The 19,118-nt window shown below is 71.3% G+C and carries 16 protein-coding genes; 7 read left to right on the top strand and 9 right to left on the bottom strand.

Annotated elements, in window-relative coordinates; all coding sequences use genetic code 11:
* The first annotated feature begins 47 nt into the window (after positions 1-47).
* Genes IG86_RS0122245 through tyrS form a run of 3 tightly spaced genes read left to right on the top strand, consistent with a single transcriptional unit; the run spans position 48 to position 4,280 of the window.
* Complete coding sequence (locus IG86_RS0122245) at positions 48-1,571, top strand: TldD/PmbA family protein (protein WP_030898983.1); 1,524 nt, start codon at positions 48-50, stop codon at positions 1,569-1,571.
* Positions 1,568-2,959, top strand: coding sequence for a metallopeptidase TldD-related protein (locus IG86_RS0122240; RefSeq protein ID WP_030898980.1), 1,392 nt, complete (start codon positions 1,568-1,570; stop codon positions 2,957-2,959). Before IG86_RS0122245 ends, IG86_RS0122240 begins: the two co-directional genes overlap by 4 nt.
* A 52-nt stretch (positions 2,960-3,011) precedes the next feature.
* Complete coding sequence (gene tyrS / locus IG86_RS0122235; protein ID WP_030898977.1) at positions 3,012-4,280, top strand: tyrosine--tRNA ligase; 1,269 nt, start codon at positions 3,012-3,014, stop codon at positions 4,278-4,280.
* A 105-nt stretch (positions 4,281-4,385) separates the two neighbouring features.
* On the opposite strand, the gene IG86_RS0122230 is transcribed toward tyrS, so the two are convergent.
* A complete protein-coding gene (locus IG86_RS0122230; RefSeq protein ID WP_030829524.1) occupies positions 4,386-4,664 on the bottom strand; it encodes a GlsB/YeaQ/YmgE family stress response membrane protein in 279 nt (92 codons plus the stop codon).
* Positions 4,665-4,902: 238 nt separating this feature from the next.
* Here IG86_RS0122230 and IG86_RS0122225 point away from each other — a divergent pair, with 238 nt between their 5' ends.
* Entirely contained in the window at positions 4,903-5,181 is a 279-nt protein-coding gene (locus IG86_RS0122225; RefSeq protein WP_051785329.1) for a DUF3099 domain-containing protein, read from the top strand.
* Positions 5,182-5,327: 146 nt separating this feature from the next.
* Positions 5,328-5,579, top strand: a complete 252-nt coding sequence (locus IG86_RS0122220; protein WP_030829529.1) for a hypothetical protein — start codon at positions 5,328-5,330, stop codon at positions 5,577-5,579.
* Positions 5,580-5,664: 85 nt separating this feature from the next.
* On the opposite strand, the gene moaA is transcribed toward IG86_RS0122220, so the two are convergent.
* From moaA to IG86_RS0122205, 3 genes are all read right to left on the bottom strand, one after another.
* The gene (moaA, locus tag IG86_RS0122215; protein WP_030898972.1) at positions 5,665-6,654 is read right to left on the bottom strand and encodes a GTP 3',8-cyclase MoaA; all 990 of its coding nucleotides are present in this window, start codon (positions 6,652-6,654) and stop codon (positions 5,665-5,667) included.
* 177 nt (positions 6,655-6,831) lie between these two features.
* The gene (locus tag IG86_RS0122210; protein WP_030898969.1) at positions 6,832-8,460 is read right to left on the bottom strand and encodes a solute symporter family protein; all 1,629 of its coding nucleotides are present in this window, start codon (positions 8,458-8,460) and stop codon (positions 6,832-6,834) included.
* Positions 8,457-8,822 (bottom strand): DUF485 domain-containing protein, encoded by a 366-nt coding sequence (locus IG86_RS0122205; protein ID WP_030829538.1) that lies wholly within the window; start codon positions 8,820-8,822, stop codon positions 8,457-8,459. Before IG86_RS0122205 ends, IG86_RS0122210 begins: the two co-directional genes overlap by 4 nt.
* A 258-nt stretch (positions 8,823-9,080) precedes the next feature.
* Here IG86_RS0122205 and IG86_RS0122200 point away from each other — a divergent pair, with 258 nt between their 5' ends.
* A complete protein-coding gene (locus IG86_RS0122200) occupies positions 9,081-10,625 on the top strand; it encodes a S8 family serine peptidase (protein WP_030829541.1) in 1,545 nt (514 codons plus the stop codon).
* Between the two features lie 69 nt (positions 10,626-10,694).
* Here the strand turns inward: IG86_RS0122200 and IG86_RS0122195 are convergent, their stop codons facing one another.
* Genes IG86_RS0122195 through IG86_RS0122185 form a run of 3 tightly spaced genes read right to left on the bottom strand, consistent with a single transcriptional unit; the run spans position 10,695 to position 13,413 of the window.
* A complete protein-coding gene (locus IG86_RS0122195; protein ID WP_030829544.1) occupies positions 10,695-11,738 on the bottom strand; it encodes a zinc-dependent alcohol dehydrogenase family protein in 1,044 nt (347 codons plus the stop codon).
* A gap of 56 nt (positions 11,739-11,794) precedes the next feature.
* Positions 11,795-12,478: a lysoplasmalogenase gene (locus tag IG86_RS0122190; protein ID WP_030829547.1), complete on the bottom strand. Its 684-nt coding sequence runs from the start codon at positions 12,476-12,478 to the stop codon at positions 11,795-11,797.
* Entirely contained in the window at positions 12,475-13,413 is a 939-nt protein-coding gene (locus tag IG86_RS0122185) for a sterol desaturase family protein (protein ID WP_030829550.1), read from the bottom strand. Before IG86_RS0122185 ends, IG86_RS0122190 begins: the two co-directional genes overlap by 4 nt.
* A gap of 93 nt (positions 13,414-13,506) precedes the next feature.
* Here IG86_RS0122185 and IG86_RS0122180 point away from each other — a divergent pair, with 93 nt between their 5' ends.
* Positions 13,507-16,572 carry an NACHT domain-containing protein gene (locus IG86_RS0122180; RefSeq protein WP_030898964.1) on the top strand — a complete coding sequence of 1,022 codons (3,066 nt, stop codon included), beginning with the start codon at positions 13,507-13,509 and terminating at the stop codon, positions 16,570-16,572.
* A 23-nt stretch (positions 16,573-16,595) separates the two neighbouring features.
* Here the strand turns inward: IG86_RS0122180 and IG86_RS0122175 are convergent, their stop codons facing one another.
* Together IG86_RS0122175 and IG86_RS0122170 are read right to left on the bottom strand one after the other, a co-directional pair.
* Complete coding sequence (locus IG86_RS0122175; protein ID WP_030898960.1) at positions 16,596-17,819, bottom strand: amidohydrolase family protein; 1,224 nt, start codon at positions 17,817-17,819, stop codon at positions 16,596-16,598.
* On the bottom strand, positions 17,816-19,108 hold the full coding sequence (locus IG86_RS0122170) for an amidohydrolase family protein (RefSeq protein ID WP_030829559.1): 1,293 nt from the start codon (positions 19,106-19,108) through the stop codon (positions 17,816-17,818). Before IG86_RS0122170 ends, IG86_RS0122175 begins: the two co-directional genes overlap by 4 nt.
* Positions 19,109-19,118: the final 10 nt, after the last annotated feature.

Raw genomic sequence — 19,118 nt, 5'->3', positions numbered from 1 at the left:
ATCGCGACATGATCGGGGCGACCGTCCCCGACCCCGGGAGGACTTCCGTGCCCCATTCCATCGACGCGGCCTTCACCGCGCTGCCCCTGCGGGCGCTCGCCGACGCGGCGCTCGCCCGGGCCCGCGCGCTGGGCGCCGACCATGCCGACTTCCGGCTGGAGCGGATCCGCAGCGCCTCGTGGCGGCTGCGCGACGCCAAGCCCTCCGGCGGGTCCGACACCACCGACCTCGGCTACGCGGTCCGGGTCGTGCACGGGGGCAGCTGGGGGTTCGCCTCCGGCGTGGACCTGACCATGGACGGCGCCGCCAAGGTGGCCTCGCAGGCCGTGGCCATGGCGAAGCTGTCCGCCCAGGTGATCAAGGCCGCCGGTTCGGACGAGCGCGTGGAGCTCGCCGACGAGCCGGTGCACGCGGACAGGACGTGGATCTCCTCCTACGAGGTGAACCCCTTCGAGGTGCCGGACACCGAGAAGGCGGCGCTGCTCGCCGACTGGAGCTCCCGGCTGCTGGCGGCCGACGGCGTCGCGCACGTGGACGCATCGCTGCTCGCCGTGCACGAGAACAAGTTCTACGCCGACACCGCGGGCACCACGACCACGCAGCAGCGGGTCCGGATCCACCCGCAGCTCACGGCGGTCGCCGTCAACGGCACCACCGGCGAGTTCGACTCGATGCGCACCATCGCCCCGCCCGCGGGCCGCGGCTGGGAGTACCTGACGGGCACCGGCTGGGACTGGAACGCCGAGCTGGAGGAGATCCCGGGCCTGCTCGCCGAGAAGATGCGGGCGCCGAGCGTGCAGGCCGGGCGCTACGACCTGGTGGTGGACCCGTCCAACCTGTGGCTCACCATCCACGAGTCCATCGGCCACGCCACCGAGCTCGACCGGGCGCTGGGCTACGAGGCGGCGTACGCGGGGACCTCCTTCGCCACCTTCGACCAGCTGGGCAAGCTCAGGTACGGCTCCCCGATCATGAACGTGACGGGCGACCGGACCGCCGAGCACGGGCTGGCCACCGTGGGCTTCGACGACGAGGGCGTCCAGGCGCAGAGCTGGGACCTGGTCAAGGACGGCACCCTGGTCGGCTACCAGCTGGACCGGCGGATCGCGAAGCTGACCGGCCTCGGCCGGTCCAACGGCTGCGCCTTCGCCGACTCCCCCGGGCACGTGCCGGTCCAGCGGATGGCGAACGTGTCCCTCCAGCCGGATCCCGGCGGGCTGTCGACCGAGGACCTGATCGGCGGCGTGGAGCGCGGCATCTTCGTGGTCGGCGACCGCTCGTGGTCGATCGACATGCAGCGCTACAACTTCCAGTTCACCGGGCAGCGGTTCTTCCGGATCGAGAACGGCCGGCTGGCCGGGCAGTTGCGCGACGTCGCCTACCAGGCCACCACCACGGACTTCTGGGGCTCGATGGAGAAGGTCGGCGGTCCGCAGACCTACGTCCTCGGTGGCGCCTTCAACTGTGGCAAGGCCCAGCCGGGCCAGGTCGCGGCGGTCTCGCACGGCTGCCCGTCCGCGCTGTTCCGCGACGTGAACATCTTGAACACCACGCAGGAGGCCGGCCGATGAGCCGATCGACCAAGCCGCACGAGATCGTCGAGCGGGCCCTGGAGCTGTCCACCGCCGACGGATGCGTCGTCATCGCGGACGAGGAGTCGAGCGCCAACCTGCGCTGGGCCGGCAACGCCCTGACGACCAACGGCGTCACCCGTGGCCGGACCCTGACCGTCATCGCCACGGTCGACGGCAAGGAGGGCACGGCCTCGGGGGTCGTGTCGCGTTCCGCCGTCACCGCCGAGGACCTGGAGCCCCTCGTACGCGCTGCCGAGGCGGCCGCCCGGGGCGCCGGCCCCGCCGAGGACGCCCAGCCGCTGGTCACCGGGACCCCGGTGTCGCCGGACTTCACCGACGCCCCGGCCGAGACCACCTCCGCCGTGTTCGCGGACTTCGCCCCGGCCCTCGGCGAGGCCTTCGCCCGGGCCCGCGCGGGCGGGCGGGAGCTGTACGGCTTCGCCAACCACGAGCTGGTCTCCACGTACGTCGGCACCTCGACGGGGCTTCGGCTGCGCCACGACCAGCCCAACGGCACCCTGGAGCTCAACGCGAAGTCCCCGGACCGCCAGCGTTCGGCCTGGGCCGGCCGCTCCACCCGGGACTTCAAGGACGTGGACCCGACCGTGCTCGACGCGGAGCTCGCCGTACGGCTGGGCTGGGCGGAGCGGAAGATCGACCTGCCCGCCGGGCGCTACGAGACGCTGCTGCCGCCGACGGCCGTGGCCGACCTGCTGATCTACCAGATGTGGTCGGCGTCGGCCCGGGACGCGGTGGAGGGCCGTACGGTCTTCTCCAAGCCCGGCGGCGGCACCCGGCTCGGCGAGAGGCTGACCGACCTGCCGCTGACGCTGCGCAGCGACCCGAACGCGCCGGGCCTGGAGTCCGCGCCGTTCGTCATCGCCCACAGCTCCGGCGACGACGTCTCGGCCTTCGACAACGGCCTGCCGGTCCCGGCGACCGAGTGGATCCGGGACGGCGAGCTGGCCCGGCTCTCGACGACCCGGCACACGGCCGGCCTGACCGGCCTGCCGGTCTCCCCCGGCTTCGGGAACCTGATCCTGGACGGCGGCGGCGAGAAGTCCCTCGACGAGATGGTCGCGGACACCGAGCGGGGCCTGCTGCTGACCTGCCTGTGGTACATCCGCGAGGTGGACCCGGCCACGCTGCTGCTGACGGGCCTGACCCGGGACGGGGTCTACCTGGTGGAGAACGGGCAGGTCGTGGGCGAGGTGAACAACTTCCGCTTCAACGAGTCCCCCGTGGACCTGCTGTCGCGGGCCTCCGAGGCGGGCCGCACGGAGAAGACCCTGCCGCGCGAGTGGAGCGACTGGTTCACGCGGGCGGCGATGCCGGCTGTCCGCATCCCGGACTTCAACATGAGTTCGGTGAGCAAGGGCGTCTGACCCACCTAGACTGAGCGCGGCATTTCCACAAAACGTAAGGAGTCGAGAGACCGTGACGGACATCGTCGACGAACTGAAGTGGCGCGGGCTCTTCGCCCAGTCCACCGACGAAGAAGCGCTGCGCAAGGCCTTCGCGGACGGTCCGGTCACGTTCTATTGCGGCTACGACCCGACCGCCGCCTCGCTGCACGTCGGCCACCTGGTGCAGGTGCTCACGATGCGGCGGCTGCAGCTGGCGGGCAACCGGCCGCTCGCGCTGGTCGGCGGGGCCACCGGTCAGATCGGTGACCCCCGTCCGACCGCCGAGCGCACCCTGAACGACCCCGCGGTCATCGCGGAGTGGGTGAACCGGCTGCGCTCGCAGATCGAGCCGTTCCTGTCCTTCGAGGGCGAGAACGCCGCGGTCCTGGTCAACAACCTGGACTGGACGGCGGGCATGTCCGCCATCGAGTTCCTGCGGGACATCGGCAAGCACTTCCGCGTCAACAAGATGCTGACGAAGGACTCGGTCGCCAAGCGGCTGGAGTCGGACCAGGGCATCAGCTACACGGAGTTCAGCTACCAGCTGCTCCAGGGCATGGACTTCCTGGAGCTGTACCGGCGCCACGGCTGCACCCTCCAGCAGGGCGGCTCGGACCAGTGGGGCAACCTGACGGCCGGCCTGGACCTGATCCACCGCGTCGAGCCGGACGCGCACGTCCACGCGATGGCGACCCCGCTGATGGTCAAGGCGGACGGCACCAAGTTCGGCAAGACCGAGGGCGGGGCCGTCTGGCTGGACCCGGAGATGACCACCCCGTACGCGTTCTACCAGTTCTGGCTGAACGTGGACGACCGGGACATCTCCACCTACATGCGGATCCTCTCCTTCAAGTCCCGTGAGGAGCTGGAGGAGCTGGAGGCGCAGACCGCCGAGCGGCCGCAGGCGCGTGCCGCCCAGCGGGCGCTGGCGGAGGAGCTGACCACGCTGGTGCACGGCGCCGACCAGTGCGCCGCCGTGATCGCCGCGTCGCGGGCGCTCTTCGGCCAGGGCGACCTGGCGGAGCTGGACGCGGCCACGCTGGCCGCGGCCCTGTCGGAGCTGCCGCACGCCAAGGTGTCGGAGCTTGCCCTGGTGGTGGACCTCTTCGCGGAGACGGGTCTGGTCGCGAGCAAGTCGGCCGGGCGCCGGACCGTGAAGGAGGGCGGTGCCTACGTGAACAACGCGAAGGTCACCGCCGAGGACGCGGTCCCCGCCGCGGAGGACCTGCTGCACGGGCGCTGGCTCGTCCTGCGCCGGGGCAAGAAGAACCTGGCGGCGGTCGAGGTCACCGGCGCCTGACGCGTCCCGGGGCGCGTCGGACCCGTACGGCACACGGCGGAGGGGCCGGTTCGGACTTCACGGTCCGGCCGGCCCCTCCGTCATGCGCCGGGGGGTGACACGCACCTAGGTCATCTGGCGGCTGCCTCCGCGCATCGCCTTGTAGGCCATCTCGCCGAGGAAGACGAAGAGGACCGCTCCCGCGAGCTGCAGCAGGTGGCGGGTCCAGTCGATGCCGCGGGTGTCGGCGACCCCGATCCAGGCGGCGACGGCGTTGCCGAGGACGCTGCCGATGATGCCCATCAGCGTGGTCAGCCACAGGGGCTGGTGCTGTTTGCCCGGCAGGATGGCCTTGGCTATCAGCCCCAGCACGAAACCGACGACGATCGCCCACAACCAGCTCATGTCCAGCCTCCTCCTGGCGCGGTGTGCGCACGTGGGCCCAGTGTCGGCCCGTCCGGCACAGCGCGCATTTCGGGCGGCGCCGTCCGGGGTCCCCCTGTACCCGTGGCGGAGGGGGCCGCGTACCGTGGAGGGGTCCGGGCCGGGGAACGCCCGGCCGGCGATCGGGTGGTAGGACGTGGAACGGGTGAACCGACAGAAGCGGAACGGGGCCGAGGTCTTCCGGATCACCGGCGCCCGGATGGGACTCGCCGAGGACGTGCGGGGCCGCCAGCGCCGCTACGTGATCTCGATGACGGTCAGGACCCTGTCGGTCATCGCGACCGTGCTGTTGTGGAACGTGTCCCGCCCCGTGGCCGTCGTGACGCTCGTCGCGGGCGCCCTGCTGCCCTACGTGGCCGTGGTCATCGCCAACGCGGGGCGCGAGTCGACTCCGTCGCTGCCCTCGCATTTCATCCCGGCTCCGGTCCGGCCGGCCCTGGACGCGGGAAACCTCAAGAAAAGCTCAGATCAATCATGAAGTTCCGGTGCACTGCACCGGGTCCTGCGTGACATACTGCTCACGCGCTCCGCATCCCCCGTCGGAGCGACGGACCGACGCCGGGCAGCTCCCCCCGTGGCTGCTCGGCGTCGCCTTTCCGTTCGAGAGACCCCTAGGGTGAGATCGTGACTTCCTCCGACTCCCCCACTCCCGACGAAATCCCCACCTGCTCGGCCAAGGGCTGCCGTGACGCGGCCGTCTGGGTCCTCGCGTGGAACAACCCGACGCTGCACACGCCGGAGCGGCGCAAGACGTGGCTGGCGTGCGAGGAGCACCGCGAGCACCTCTCCCAGTTCCTGGGCGTCCGCGGTTTCCTCAAGGACGTCGTGAAGCTGGAGGAGTGGGTGCAGCCCGAGGGCTCGGAGCGCCGGCGCTGATCCGGCGCGGCGGCCGGTCCGCGGGTGCGGACCGGCCGGCACGGACCGGCCGCCACGGACCAGCCGGCGGGTCAGCCGGTGCGGGTCAGCCGCCGATCGCGGACATGGGGCGCTCGGGCTGCAGGAACGACGGGTCGTCGAGGCCGGAGCCGGCCTTCTTGCCCCACATCGCCACCTTCCACAGGCGGGCGATCTCCTCGTCCGGGGCGCCCGAGCGCAGGGCGGAGCGCAGGTCCGACTCCTCGGTGGCGAACAGGCACGTACGGATCTGGCCGTCGGCCGTGAGCCGGGTGCGGTCGCAGGCGCCGCAGAACGGGCGGGTGACGGAGGCGATGACGCCGACGGTGGCGGGGCCGCCGTCGACGACCCAGCGCTCGGCCGGGGCGGAGCCGCGCTCGTCGGCGCCCTCCTCGGTGAGCATGAAGCGCGTGCGCAGCGATTCCAGGATGTCGCCCGCGGTGATCATGCCGTCGCGCTTCCAGCCGTGCTGGGCGTCGAGGGGCATCTGCTCGATGAAGCGCAGCTCGTACTCGTTCTCGACGGCCCAGGCCAGCAGGTCGGGGGCCTCGTCATCGTTGAGTCCGGGCATGAGGACGGCGTTGACCTTGACGGGGGTCAGGCCGGCCTCGCGGGCCGCGGCCATGCCGTCGATGACGTCCTTGTGCCGGTCGCGGCGGGTGAGGGTCTTGAAGACCTCGGGGCGCAGGGTGTCCAGGGAGACGTTCACCCGGTCCAGGCCGGCGGCCTTCAGGGCCTGGGCGGTGCGCTTGAGGCCGATGCCGTTGGTGGTGAGCGACATCTTGGGGCGGGGTTCCAGCGCCGCGCACTCCTCGACGATCCCGACCAGGCCGGGCCGGAGCAGTGGTTCTCCGCCGGTGAAGCGGACCTCGGTGATGCCGAGCTGCGTGACGGCGATGCGGATCAGCCGGACGATCTCCTCGTCGGTCAGCAGATCGGACTTGCCGAGCCATTGCAGGCCCTCTTCGGGCATGCAGTAGGTGCAGCGCAGGTTGCACCGGTCGGTGAGCGAGACGCGCAGGTCAGTGGCCACGCGGCCATAGGTGTCGAGAAGCACTGTGGGCCCCCTCCCCTGTCCGGAAGTAGACATACGCGCGACATTGGAGCTACTTCACGCGTTCTATTTCGAGACTACGGGACGCGTGTGTCGTTCTGTGATGCCCGAATGAACGAGACGTGACGTGGCCGTGTCGTAGGTCCCTACGACACGGCCACGCTGGGTGTTCGGACGATGTCAGTGCGCCCCTGTTCCGGTGAGGGAGCGCACCTCCAGCTCGGCGAACTTCTGCGGGTCGGCCTTCTCCTTGGTGAGGACGGTTCCCAGCCATCCCAGGAGGAAGCCGAGGGGGATCGAGATGATGCCCGGGTTCTCCAGCGGGAACCAGAAGAAGTCCGCGTCCTTGAACATCGAGGTCGGCTTGCCGGACACGACCGGGGAGAACAGCACCAGGCCGACCGCCGAGATCAGTCCGCCGTAGATGGACCAGAGCGCCCCCTGGGTGTTGAAGCGCTTCCAGAAGAGGCTGTAGAGGATCGTCGGCAGGTTGGCGGAGGCGGCGACCGCGAAGGCCAGCGCGACGAGTCCGGCGACGTTCAGGTCGCGGGCCAGCGCGCCCAGGCCGATGGCGACGGCGCCGATGACGACCGTGGACCAGCGGGCGGCCCGCACCTCCTCCTGCTCGGTGGCCTTGCCCTTGCGGATCACGTTCACGTACAGGTCGTGGGCGAAGGACGAGGAGGAGGCGAGGGTGAGGCCGGCGACGACGGCGAGGATGGTGGCGAAGGCGACCGCGGAGATCACGGCGAGCAGGACGGCGCCGCCGGTGGAGTCCGCGCCGCCGCCGACCGCCTGGGCGAGCAGGGGCGCGGCGGTGTTGCCTGCCTTGTTGGAGGCCAGGATGTCCGCGCGCTCCAGCAGGGCCGCGGCCCCGAAGCCGAGGGCGATGGTCATGAGGTAGAAGGCGCCGATGATGCCGATGGCCCAGTTCACGGACTTACGGGCGGCCTTCGCGGTGGGCACGGTGTAGAAGCGGATCAGGATGTGCGGGAGGCCGGCGGTGCCGAGGACCAGGGCGAGGCCGAGGGAGAGGAAGTCCAGCTTCGAGGTGGAGTCCTTGCCGTACTTGAGGCCCGGTTCGAGGAACTTGGCTCCCTGTCCGCTGTTCTCGGCGGCCTTGCCCAGCAGGTCGGAGACGTTGAAGTCGAACTTCACCAGCACCAGGAAGGTGATCAGCAGGGCGCCCGCGATCAGCAGGACCGCCTTGATCATCTGGACCCAGGTGGTGCCCTTCATGCCGCCGATGGTCACGTAGACGATCATCAGGACGCCGACGAGGGCGACGACCGCCACCTTGCCGCCGTCGCTGGTGATGCCCAGGAGCAGCGAGACCAGGACGCCGGCCCCGGCCATCTGGGCGAGGAGGTAGAAGATCGAGACCACGATGGTGGAGGTTCCGGCGGCGGTGCGGACGGGCCGCTGGCGCATCCGGTACGCGAGGACGTCGCCCATCGTGTAGCGGCCGGAGTTGCGCAGCGGCTCGGCGACGAGCAGCAGGGCCACCAGCCAGGCCACGAGGAAGCCGATGGAGTAGAGGAAGCCGTCGTAGCCGAAGAGGGCGATGGCTCCGGCGATGCCGAGGAAGGACGCGGCGGACATGTAGTCGCCGGAGATGGCGAGGCCGTTCTGGAAGCCGGTGAACTGGCGGCCGCCCGCGTAGAAGTCCGCGGCGTCCTTGGTCTGGCGACCGGCCCAGACCGTGATGATCAGGGTGGCGACGACGAACAGCCCGAAGAGCGTGATGATGAGCGGGCGGTGCTCGGAGGCGCCGGAGGCGAGCGTCGTCAGGTGGTGCGTGCGGCTCATTCGGAGGCCTCCATCCGCGCCTTGATGGCCGCCGCCCTGGGGTCGAGCTTGGCCGCGGCGTGGCGCGCGTACAGCCAGGCGATGAGGAAGGTCGTCGCGAACTGGGCGAGGCCGAGCACGAGGGCGACGTTGATGTTGCCGAAGACCTTGGTCCCCATGAAGCCGCCCGCGTAGTTGGACAGCAGGACGTAGAGCAGGTACCAGGCGATGAAGGCCACGGTGAGCGGGAAGGCGAAGGAGCGGTAGGAGCGGCGGAGTTCGGCGAACTCGGGGCTCTGCTGGACGCTCACGAACTCTTCGGCCGTGGGGCCCGCCAGGGGCGTTCCCGTGCTGCCCGGAGGCGGCGCTGCTTCGGTGGTCACGGGGGAATCTCCTTGTGACGCAGGTGCGGTGGGGACGACGGACAAAACAACCTCCGTGTGGCGGGGTCGATGGCGCTGACCCCCCTCTGTCAACGGCACGGCCGGCGTGTCGGGACGGTTCAACACCCGTGGATTCTTCGGAAACTGATTTCTCGAACTGATGGCGGAGAAGGGAACGGCGGCACTAGGTTCACTTGTCATGGACCCGTCCGACGCGACCGCGTGCGGACGGCTTTTTCACGATGATCTGGAGAACCCATGGCTCATCTGGGATCCGTCCGCCGGCGCGCCCTGGCCGTACCGGTCGGCCTGGCGCTCACCGCCTCGCTCGCCCTGCTGCCCTCGGTGTCGGCCTCCGCCGCCCCGCTGGGCACCACCGCGGACGCGGCGACGGCGCCGAAGGCGGCGACCACCGGCCCCAAGCTGTCGTACGTGGCGAACCTGAACGCCTACGCCACGATGAAGGCGGCGAAGAAGGCCGTCGAGCGGGCCGGCGGAACGGTGGTGACGGCCTATGAGCAGATCGGGGTCGTCGTCGCACACTCCCAGAACCCGGACTTCGCCAAGCAGCTGCGCGCCCAGCGTGGGCTGTTCGTGTCCGTCGGCGCCACCCGGACGGCCCCGATGCAGGCGGTGCAGACCACCGACGAGGGCGCGACCCAGCTGCTGAGCGAGGCGGACGCGGCCAAGGCGGCGGCGCGTGCCCAGGAGGGTCAGGAGCCGCTCGAACCCAACCAGTGGGACCTGCGGACGATCAGGGCCGACGAGGCTCACAAGATCAACGATGGCAGCCAGGACGTCACGGTGGGCATCATCGACACGGGTGTGGACGACACCCACCCCGATCTCGCCCCGAACTTCTCCAAGGGCCAGTCGGCCAACTGCGTCGGCGGGGTCGCCGACACCACCGACGGCGCCTGGCGCCCGTACCCCGACGGCAGCGACCACGGCACGCACGTCGCCGGCACCATCGGCGCCCCGCGCAACGGCGTCGGCATCAGCGGTGTGGCGCCCGGCGTGAAGATCGCCGCGATCAAGGTGAGCGAGCCCGGGACCAGCCTCTTCTACACCGAGGCGGTCGTCTGCGGCTTCATGTTCGCCGCCGAGAAGGGGATCGAGGTGACCAACAACAGCTACTACGTCGACCCGTGGCTCTTCAACTGCAAGACCGACGACGACCAGAAGGCGCTGGTGGAGGCCATCGGCCGGGCCACCAAGTACGCGGAGCGCAAGGGCACCCTGCACGTGGCGTCCGCCGGCAACTCCAACCAGGACCTGGCGGCCGACTCCCTGGAGGACACCACCAGCCCGAACGACACCACCCCGGTGACGCGCACCATCGACCCGAAGGTCTGCCTGGACCTGCCCACGCAGCTGCCGGGCGTGGTCACCGTCTCCGCGACCGGCGACAAGGGCCTGCGCTCGTACTACTCCAGCTACGGCCTCGGGGTCGTGGACGTCGCGGCCCCCGGCGGCGACAAGTGGCAGGTCCCGGCCACGCCGGACGCCAACGGGCGCGTGCTGTCGACCGTCCCGGGCGGGGGCTACGGGTACAAGCAGGGCACCTCGATGGCCGCCCCGCACGTCGCGGGCGTCGCGGCGCTGCTCAAGAGCGCCCACCCGGGGGCCACGCCCTCGCAGCTCCAGGCGATGCTGAAGGCGCAGTCCACCAAGGCGGCCTGCCCGACGCAGATCTACGACGCCGCGGGCACCCTGGTCGACGCCACCACCTGCCAGGCCAAGTGGGGGCAGACGGGCTACTACGGCTACGGCGTCGTGGACGCCCTCAAGGCCGTGAAGTAGGACCGAACCGCGTGCGGACGGGCCGGGCGGGGAGCACCCCCGCCCGGCCCGTCCGTCACCGCGGCCGGGTCAGGGCTTGATCAGCACCTTGAGCGCACTGCGGTCGTCCATCGCGCGGTAGCCGTCCGGGACCTCGTCCAGGGACACGGCGCGGTCGAAGACGGGCGCCGGGTCGATCACGCCGCCGAGGACGTCCTGCAGCAGCTCCGGGATGTAGGCGCGGACCGGTGCCACACCGCCGCGCAGGGTGATGTTGCGGTCGAACATGACGCCGAGGTCGAGGCCGGTGCCGCTGCCGTGCGGGACGCCGACGTAGCCGATGGCCCCGCCGTCACGGGTGATGCCGACCGCCGTGCGCATGGACTGCTCGGTGCCGACCGCCTCGATGACGCAGTGCGCGCCGCGGCCGCCGGTGAGCTCGCGCACGGCCGCCTCGGCGGCCTCGCCGCGCTCGGCGACGACGTCGGTGGCCCCGAAGAGCCTGGCGATGTCCGTACGGACGGTGTGGCGGCCCAGCGCGATGATCCGCTCGGCGCCGAGGCGCTTGGCGGCGAGCACTCCGCACAGGCCGACCGCGCCGTCGCCGACCACGGCGACCGTGGAGCCCTCGCGCACGCCCGCGCCCAGCGCGGCGTGGTGCCCGGTGCCCATGACGTCGGAGAGGGCGAGCAGGCCGGTCAGCAGGTGGTCGTCGGAGACGGCCTCGGCGGGCAGCTTCACCAGCGTCCCGTCGGCGTGCGGGACGCGCACGGCCTCGCCCTGGCCGCCGTCGTGGCCGACCGAGCCCCAGAAGCCGCCGTGGTCGCAGGAGGTGTACAGGCCCTCGGTGCAGTACTCGCAGGTGCCGTCCGACCACATGAAGGGCGCGACCACGAGGTCGCCCGCGCGCAGCCCGGAGACGGCGGAGCCGGTCTCCTCGACGACGCCCAGGAACTCGTGGCCGATGCGCTGGCCGGGCTGGCGCGCGGCCTCGCCGCGGTAGGCCCACAGGTCGCTGCCGCAGATGCAGGCACGCAGGACGCGGACGACGGCGTCCTCGGGGCGCTGGATCGCAGCGTCGGGCACCTCCTCCACGCGTATGTCGTGCGGGGCGTGGATGACGGTGGCGCGCATGGTGGTGCAGTCCTCCGGTTCGAGATCGTTCAGTCTTGTACGACTGTGGAACCGTCCTACCGTACGCCTGCTTCCCGGGAGGTCGCGCCAGTGGCCAGCAGGTACTGGGCGGCCAGGTAGGTGGCCATGATCCAGAAGTCCGGGCGGGGCAGCTGCGGCCACTCGGCGACGCCGGTGGCGATGAGGGTGTCGGACAGCAGGAACAGCGCGCCGCCGATGCCGGCCCGCAGGCCGAGGGCGCTGGAGCGGAAGGCCATGGCGGTGAGCAGCAGGCTGTAGCCGGCCACGGGGATCCGCAGGTCCGCGGGCAGATCGGCCCACAGCAGGGCGACGGTCCCGAGGAGGGCCAGGGCGTAGGCGCCCCCGAGCAGGGGGTTCGCGGGCCGCTTGCCGAAGAGGACGAGGTAGCAGACGTGTCCGACGGCGAAGGAGCCCATGCCGACCAGGAAGGCGGCCTCGGCGTCGAAGAGCAGGGCCAGGTCCCCGCCCCAGCCGAACAGCAGGGCGGCGACCAGCAGGCGGGGCGCGCCGCGCGTGATCGCGTAGGCGACGAGCAGCGGCATCAGCAGCGGCTTGGCGATGACGTGCCCGAGGTGCCAGCCGGCCAGCAGCGACCCGAGGTCGACGGCGGTGGCGGCGGCGAAGCCGTAGAGGGCGAGGCGGCCGAGGCGCGCCCGCCCGGCCGCCGCCCGCGGGGCGGCCCAGGAGGGTGCGGGGCGGCCGGGGGACTCGGTGCTCACGCGTGGGTCTCCTGTACGGCCGGGTCGGCGGCGGGGGTGACGGGCGCGGTGGCGGGCGCGGGGACGGCTGCTGCGGTGGCGGTGGCGGGCGCGGCCTCCGCAGTGGGGGCGGGCTGCCAGCCCGGGCCGCGGAAGACCCGGCCGGCCCGCTCGCTCCAGCTCCGGGCGGCGCGGACGTCCCGGGCGATGGCGGCGTACTCGTGGGTGGCGACGCGCAGCGGGTTGTAGGTGTTGATGTTCTTGGTGAGCCCGTACACGGGCTTGTCGGTCTCCCCCACCCAGGAGCCGAACATCCGGTCCCAGATGATCAGGATGCCGCCGTAGTTGCGGTCGAGGTAGCCGCCCTGGGACGCGTGGTGCACGCGGTGGTGGGACGGGGTGTTGAAGACGTACTCGTAGGCGCGGGGAAGCTTCCCGATGCGCTCGGTGTGGACCCAGAACTGGTAGAGCAGGTTGATGCCGTAGCAGAACGGGATCACGGCCGGGTGCACCCCGACGGCCACCATCGGCAGGTAGAACCAGTAGGTCGTGGCACTGGTCCAGGGCTGGCGCAGGGCGGTGGTGAGGTTGAACTTCCGGCTGCTGTGGTGGACCACGTGGCAGGCCCACAGGATGCGGATGACGTGGTGGCCGCGGTGCTGCCAGTAATAGAGGAAGTCCTGGGCGAGCAGCATCAGCGGGATGGTCCACCACAGCAACGGCACCCGCAGCGGGGTGAGTTCGTAGACGGCGGTGAAGACCGCGACCACCGGGATCTTCCAGAGCAGGTCGAAGCCGATGCTGCCGAGCCCCATGCTGATGCTGGTGACGGCGTCCTTGGAGTCGTAGCCCTCCGCGTCCTCGTCGGGATGGAGGCGGTAGCTCACCAGCTCGATGACGGTGAGCAGCACGAAGGCGGGTATGGACCACAGCACGACATCGGGCAGGTTCGGCATGTCCGCACCATAGAGGCGCCTTCGGGGGTGCCGCTAGAGGTTGTTACCGATCGGTATCCATCGAGGTTACCGACGGTTCGGGGAGGGCGGGGAATGACGGGATTCGAGACGGTTCTGTTACGCGTGGCGGGCACGGCGGCGAGCGCCCTGGTCAGGTCCCTGCTGTCCCGGGCCCCGGGGGCGGGCCTGACGGCGGACCCCGCCCGCCCGGTCCCGCGCTGGCGCCGGCCGCCGACGGAACTGGCCGAGCCGGAGGTCCGCCGCCTGGCCGAGGCCCTCGCGGCCCGCATGACCGAGGCCACTGCCCGCCTCCCCGAACACGAACGGCTGGCGGCGGTTGCCGCGGTCGGCGACGCCTTCGCCGCGCTGGGCCCACTGGACGCGGAGGCCCTCTTCGCGGCGGACCTGGACCCGACGGCCCTGGCGGCGACACTGCCGCCGGCCCCACCCGGCCTGGGCGGTGCGGCCGAGGCCCTGTACGGGCGGCTGGTCCGGCTGTGCTGCGAGCACACGGTGGAGTACCTGACGACCCTGCCGGGCTTCGCCGCCCGGACGGACGTGGAACTGGTCCGGCGGACGGGGGAGCTGGCCCGTGCGGTGGACCGGCTCGGTGCCGCCGGGGACGGGACGTCGTACGCCTTCGAGGAGCGTTACGCGCAGTACATCGCCGCGACCCACGGCCGCCTCCAGCTCTTCGGCCTCACCCTCAGCCGCTCCCGCCAGGACTGGCCGCTGGACGTGGCGTACATCAGCCTGTCGGTCAGCGGCACGGAGCAGCTCCTGCCGGGCGAACCGGCGGTGCACCGGACCCAGGTCCGGGCCGAGCAGGCCCTCGCCTCCGCCGATCGGGTCCTGCTGCGCGGTCCGGCGGGCTCGGGGAAATCCACCCTGGTGCAATGGCTGGCCCTCAATGCGGCCCGGCAGAGCGACGGACCGTGGAGCACGTGCGTGCCGTTCGTGCTGCGCCTGCGCTCCTTCACCGCATCGGGCGACCTGCCCCTGCCGGAGGACTTCCTGCGCGCGGGCGGCGTACCGCTGTCCGCCCCGCCGGGCTGGGTCGACGACCTCATGCTGAGCGGCCGGGCGCTGGTCCTGGTGGACGGCGTGGACGAGGTCCCGCAGCGGCTGCGCGCCCGCACGGAGACCTGGCTGCGCTCGCTCGTCTCCGCCTTCCCGAAGGCCCGTTACGTGGTGACGACCCGCCCCTCTGCCGTCCCGGAGGACTGGCTCGCGGGCCTCGGGTTCGCCACCCACTCGATGCTGCCGATGGAACAGCGCGACATCCGGGCCTTCGTGGAGCATTGGCACGCGGCCGCGCGGGCGCAGGGGCAGGAGGTGGACGCGTACGAGGCCTCACTGCTGGAGGCGGTCGCCTCCCGACGGGACCTGGCCCGACTGGCGACGAACCCACTGATGTGCGCCCTGCTCTGCGCCCTCAACCAGGACCGGCGCATGCAGCTCCCCCGGGCGCGCAAGGAACTGTACGACGCGGCACTGGACATGCTGCTGGTCCGGCGGGACACGGAGCGGGAGATCTGCGGGGTCGAGGGGGTCTACCTCACCCGGGAGGAGCAGATCGCGCTGCTCCAGCGGCTCGCGTACTGGCTGATCCGCAACGGGCAGTTGGAGGCGGGCCGGGACGAAGCCGTCGAGTTGGTGGGCGGGTGGCTGGACTCGATGCCCCAGGTACGGGCTCAGGGAGGCGCCGACCCGGTCTTCACCCATCTCCTGATCCGCAGCGGCCTGCTCCTGGAGCCGGCTCCGGGCACGGTCGTCTTCGTCCACCGCACCTTTCAGGACTACCTGGCTGCGAAGGCCGCAGTGGAAGCCCGCGACTTCGGTGTCCTGGTGAAGAACGCGCACGACGACACGTGGGACGATGTCGTCCGAATGGCCGTGGGTCATGCCCGCCCGGACGAACGTACCCGCATCCTGCGCGGCCTGCTGAAACGCGCGGACAAGGTCAAGGGCACCCGCAGCCGTCTGATCCTGCTGGCCGCTGCCTGTCTGGAACACGCCCCGGAGCTGGACCCTGTGATCCGCGCCGACATTCAGTCCCGTACTGCGGAATTGCTGCCGCCGCGCAACCGCCGCCAGGCCGAGTCACTGGCCAAGGCGGGGGAAATCGTCCTGGAACTGCTGCCCGGCAGCGGCGATTTGGACGCCCATGCGGCCGAGGCGGTTATCCTCACCGCAGCCGGGATCGGTGGTTCCGCGGCCATGAAGGTCATCACCAGGTTCCGGTCGGACACACGGCTCCGTGTGTCCCACGCCCTAGGCGAAAGCTGGGGGCGCTTCGATACTGCGGAATACGCCGAGGTCGTGCTCAGCAGCGCCGACCTGGGCAATGCGAGCCTGCTGGTGAACACGGCCGAGCAGGCCGCATGGCTCGCCCGGCTCACTCACCTCAAGCGGGTCAACCTCCACTGGGCGCCGGGCCTCGCCGACATACTCGCGAGCCGCAGCGACCTGGAGTGGCTTTTCGTCTTCCGCAACGAAACACTGACGGATCTCGCCCCTCTGCGCCGGCTCGACCGACTTCAGTTCCTCGGCCTGTCCATGTGCCCGGCCATCGGCGACTTGGGTCCGCTCGCAGACCTTCCGCTGCACAATCTGAGCCTTTTCGGCCTCCAGGACGGGCTGCCTCTGGGTTCGCTGCAAATGCTCCCCCTCGATTCACTGCACTTGGGCTACCGGGCCCCGGTGGACCGGGTCGGCACTCTGCCGGTCAGCGACGGTTTGCAGTCGCTGTCCTTGGGCCTGACCGCCCGCGACATTCCCCTCGTCGGTTTGGAACGCTGGCAGGAACTCCGTTCCCTCGCAATCAGCGGCGACGAGCGGGTACAGGAACTTGCCGCGCACCATCCCCACTTGCCGGTGACCAACCTTGACATCACCGAGGCAGCGATCGAACCGGCTCTGCTGACCCGATTCGACCACGTCACCGACCTGTCGCTGAACCAGTGTGCTGTCGTGGACTCCCTGGCGCCGCTCAGCTCCCTGCCGCACCTCCGCCGCCTCGTATTCAACCAACGCAGCGGTTGCGTGGACCTCACCCCGCTGGCGAGGGCGGAGCAGATCTCGATCGAGGTGTACGGCGACGTGGTGCTCAACGGGATCGAAGCCATCCCGCCGGAGCGGCTGACTCGGTGGAACTGAGCCGCCCCGGCGGAGGTGCACGGCTACCAGACCCGGACCGAGCCGCCCTTGGCGAAGGCCGGGCTGGTGGCCTCGGGCGGGATCTGGGTCAGGGGTTCGGCGATCTCCGACACCAGCGGGCCGTGCTTGGCCGCCAGGGCGTCCAGGAGGGGGAGGTCGAAGCCGTAGACGCGGGCCGCGTTGCCGCCGACCATCGCCGCGATCTCGTCCCGCGCCAGGCCCGCGTAGGCGATGCGCAGGCCTTCGCGGGAGTACGGGGTGGTGCCCTCGTCGTGGGGGTAGTCGCTGCCCCACATGATCTTGTCGAGGCCGATCCGGTCCCGCAGCGGGACCTCGTGGGGGCGCATGAAGCTCGCTCCCACGAAGCAGTTGTCCCGCCAGACCTCGCTGGGGCCCTTGCCCATCGCCTCGGCGAGGCCCGCCCCGAACTTGGACTCGGCCGTGGCCGACGCCGCGACCAGACGGCCGTGGTAGTAGTCCAGCATCTCCAACACGCCCGGGATCCAGCCGGAGCCCTGCTCCGTGAGGACCAGCTTGAGGCCGGGATGGCGGCGGAACGCCCCGCCGAACACGAGGTGCCACAGGGCGCGGTGCGAGAACCAGGTGGTCTCCACCATGAAGACGGCCCGGGCTGCCGGCTCGTCGCCGAGCGGCGGCGACGCCGAGCCGCCGTGGTGGTTGACCGGGACGTCGAGCTCGTCGCACACCGCCCAGACGGGGTCGTAGGCGGCCGAGTACAGCTCGGGGACCGTCGAGCCGGGCGGTACGCCGGGCAGCAGGATCCCGCCCGTCAGGCCGGCCTCCCTGACGCGGCGGATCTCCCGCACCGCCGCGTCCACGTCGTTCAGCAGGATCTGCGCGACGCCCGCCCGCCGGCCGGGGGCGTCCGCGCAGAAGTCCGCCAGCCAGCGGTTGTGGGCCTGGAGGCCGGCCCACCGCATCTCGTACTCGGCGGCCGTCGGCGGCTGCGCCATCAGGGAGGCCTTGGGGAAGAACGGCGGGATGGTGTTGGGGAAGACGACCTCGGCGACGATGCCGTCCGCCTCCAGTTCCGCCAGGCGCCGCGCCGAGTTCCAGTTGCGGTCCGCGGTGTCCGCGAGGAGGTCCTCGTACGGGTTCACGTACGTGGCGGCCCAGGCGTCGAACTCGTCGTGGTACCGCCTCTCCAGGTACGGCTTGTAGTCCAGGAGGTCGGCGCCCGCGTGGCAGTCCGCCGAGATCACCGTGTAGCGGTCGTCGCCGGTCACCGCGACACCCCCAGGACGGGGAAGTCGTGGTCGGTCAGCCAGTGGCGGCCCACCTCGCGCGAGCGTGCCCAGGAGGCCGCCACCGCCGCCTGGTCCGGGGACTGGCCCAGTTCGGCCGGGGTGGGGCCGATCCGGCGGGCGACCGGGGCCAGTTCCTCCGTGTCGAAGCCGAAGACCTCCGCCGCGGCGAGCCCGAGCATCCGCCGGGTCTCGTCGACCGGGATGTCGTGGAAGGTCTTGCGCAGCCAGTTGCGGGTGTCCGGCCAGGTGCCCTCGGGGTGCGGGAAGTCCGAGCCCCACAGGATGTTGTCCACGCCGATCTCGTAGCGCTGGGCCAGTTCGCGCCGCTTGGTGTTCGTCGCGCAGACGAAGACCTGGCGGTCCAGGTACTCGCTGGGCGGCCGCTTCAGCTCCTCGAACGGCGAGAGCTTCTTGCCGCCGTGCGCGCCGAGGTAGAGCCGGTCCATGAACCACAGCTGGTTCGGCAGCCACCAGCAGCCCGACTCGGCGACCCCGAACCTCAGGCCCGGGTGCCGCTCGAACACCCCCGACCAGAGCAGGAACCACAGCGGACGGGCCGGCCACCAGGTGACCTCGGAGACGAAGATGCCCAGGTGGTCGCCGTACTCGTGGCGCGGTGAGGACCCGGAGTGGGTGACGATCGGCATCCGCGTCTCGGCGGCCGCCGCCCAGACGGGGTCGTAGCGTCGGTCGTGGTAGGGCGCCTTGTCCACCCACATGGCGGGGATCATCAGCGCGCCCAGCCCGGACTCCTTGGCCCGGTGGATCTCGGCGACGACCTTCGACGGCTCGCCAGTGATGGGCAGGAGGGCGACGCCGCAGTGGCGTTCGGGGTTCTGCGAGACGAACTCGGCCAGCCAGCGGTTGTGCGCCTGCGCGCCCGCCATGCCGAGCTCGGGGTCCTGGTCGCCGGAGAGCCCGAGCCCCACCCCGAAGGGGGCCGCGGTCTGGCTGTCGACGGCGTCCGCGTCGGGGAAGACGACCTCGGCGGCGACGCCGTCGCCGTCGAGCTCCTTCAGCCGCTGGCCCGCGTCCCAGCCTCCCCGCAGGCCCTCCTCGTGATCGTGGAACCACTTCTCGGCGAAGGCCTCGTTGCGCACGCCCAGGCGGGTGGCCTCCGCGCGGCGGGCGTCGCGCTGGCCGAGGAACTCGTCGAACTGCGGGTGGAAGCGGGAGTCGAGGTAGGGGCGGTACAGCTCGGTGGGCAGGCCCGCGTGGCAGTCGGAGGAAATGATCAGGTACGGGTCTTCGTACGGTGTGTCGCTCATTGCGGACGCT

It is taken from the genome of Streptomyces virginiae, from assembly GCF_000720455.1.
Classification (GTDB): domain Bacteria; phylum Actinomycetota; class Actinomycetes; order Streptomycetales; family Streptomycetaceae; genus Streptomyces; species Streptomyces virginiae.
The sequence above is the reverse complement of the archived record's forward strand: the minus strand, read 5'-3'. Positions and strand labels throughout refer to the sequence as shown.

What these genes read in the sequence shown, in the direction of transcription:
- IG86_RS0122240 (WP_030898980.1), top strand. Translation starts at nt 1,568, where the DNA reads ATGAGCCGATCGACCAAGCCGCACGAGATCGTCGAGCGGGCCCTGGAG.
- IG86_RS0122230 (WP_030829524.1), bottom strand. Translation starts at nt 4,664, where the DNA reads ATGAGCTGGTTGTGGGCGATCGTCGTCGGTTTCGTGCTGGGGCTGATA.
- IG86_RS0122225 (WP_051785329.1), top strand. Translation starts at nt 4,903, where the DNA reads ATGGGACTCGCCGAGGACGTGCGGGGCCGCCAGCGCCGCTACGTGATC.
- IG86_RS0122210 (WP_030898969.1), bottom strand. Translation starts at nt 8,460, where the DNA reads ATGAGCCGCACGCACCACCTGACGACGCTCGCCTCCGGCGCCTCCGAG.
- IG86_RS0122200 (WP_030829541.1), top strand. Translation starts at nt 9,081, where the DNA reads ATGGCTCATCTGGGATCCGTCCGCCGGCGCGCCCTGGCCGTACCGGTC.
- IG86_RS0122195 (WP_030829544.1), bottom strand. Translation starts at nt 11,738, where the DNA reads ATGCGCGCCACCGTCATCCACGCCCCGCACGACATACGCGTGGAGGAG.
- IG86_RS0122185 (WP_030829550.1), bottom strand. Translation starts at nt 13,413, where the DNA reads ATGCCGAACCTGCCCGATGTCGTGCTGTGGTCCATACCCGCCTTCGTG.
- IG86_RS0122180 (WP_030898964.1), top strand. Translation starts at nt 13,507, where the DNA reads ATGACGGGATTCGAGACGGTTCTGTTACGCGTGGCGGGCACGGCGGCG.
- IG86_RS0122170 (WP_030829559.1), bottom strand. Translation starts at nt 19,108, where the DNA reads ATGAGCGACACACCGTACGAAGACCCGTACCTGATCATTTCCTCCGAC.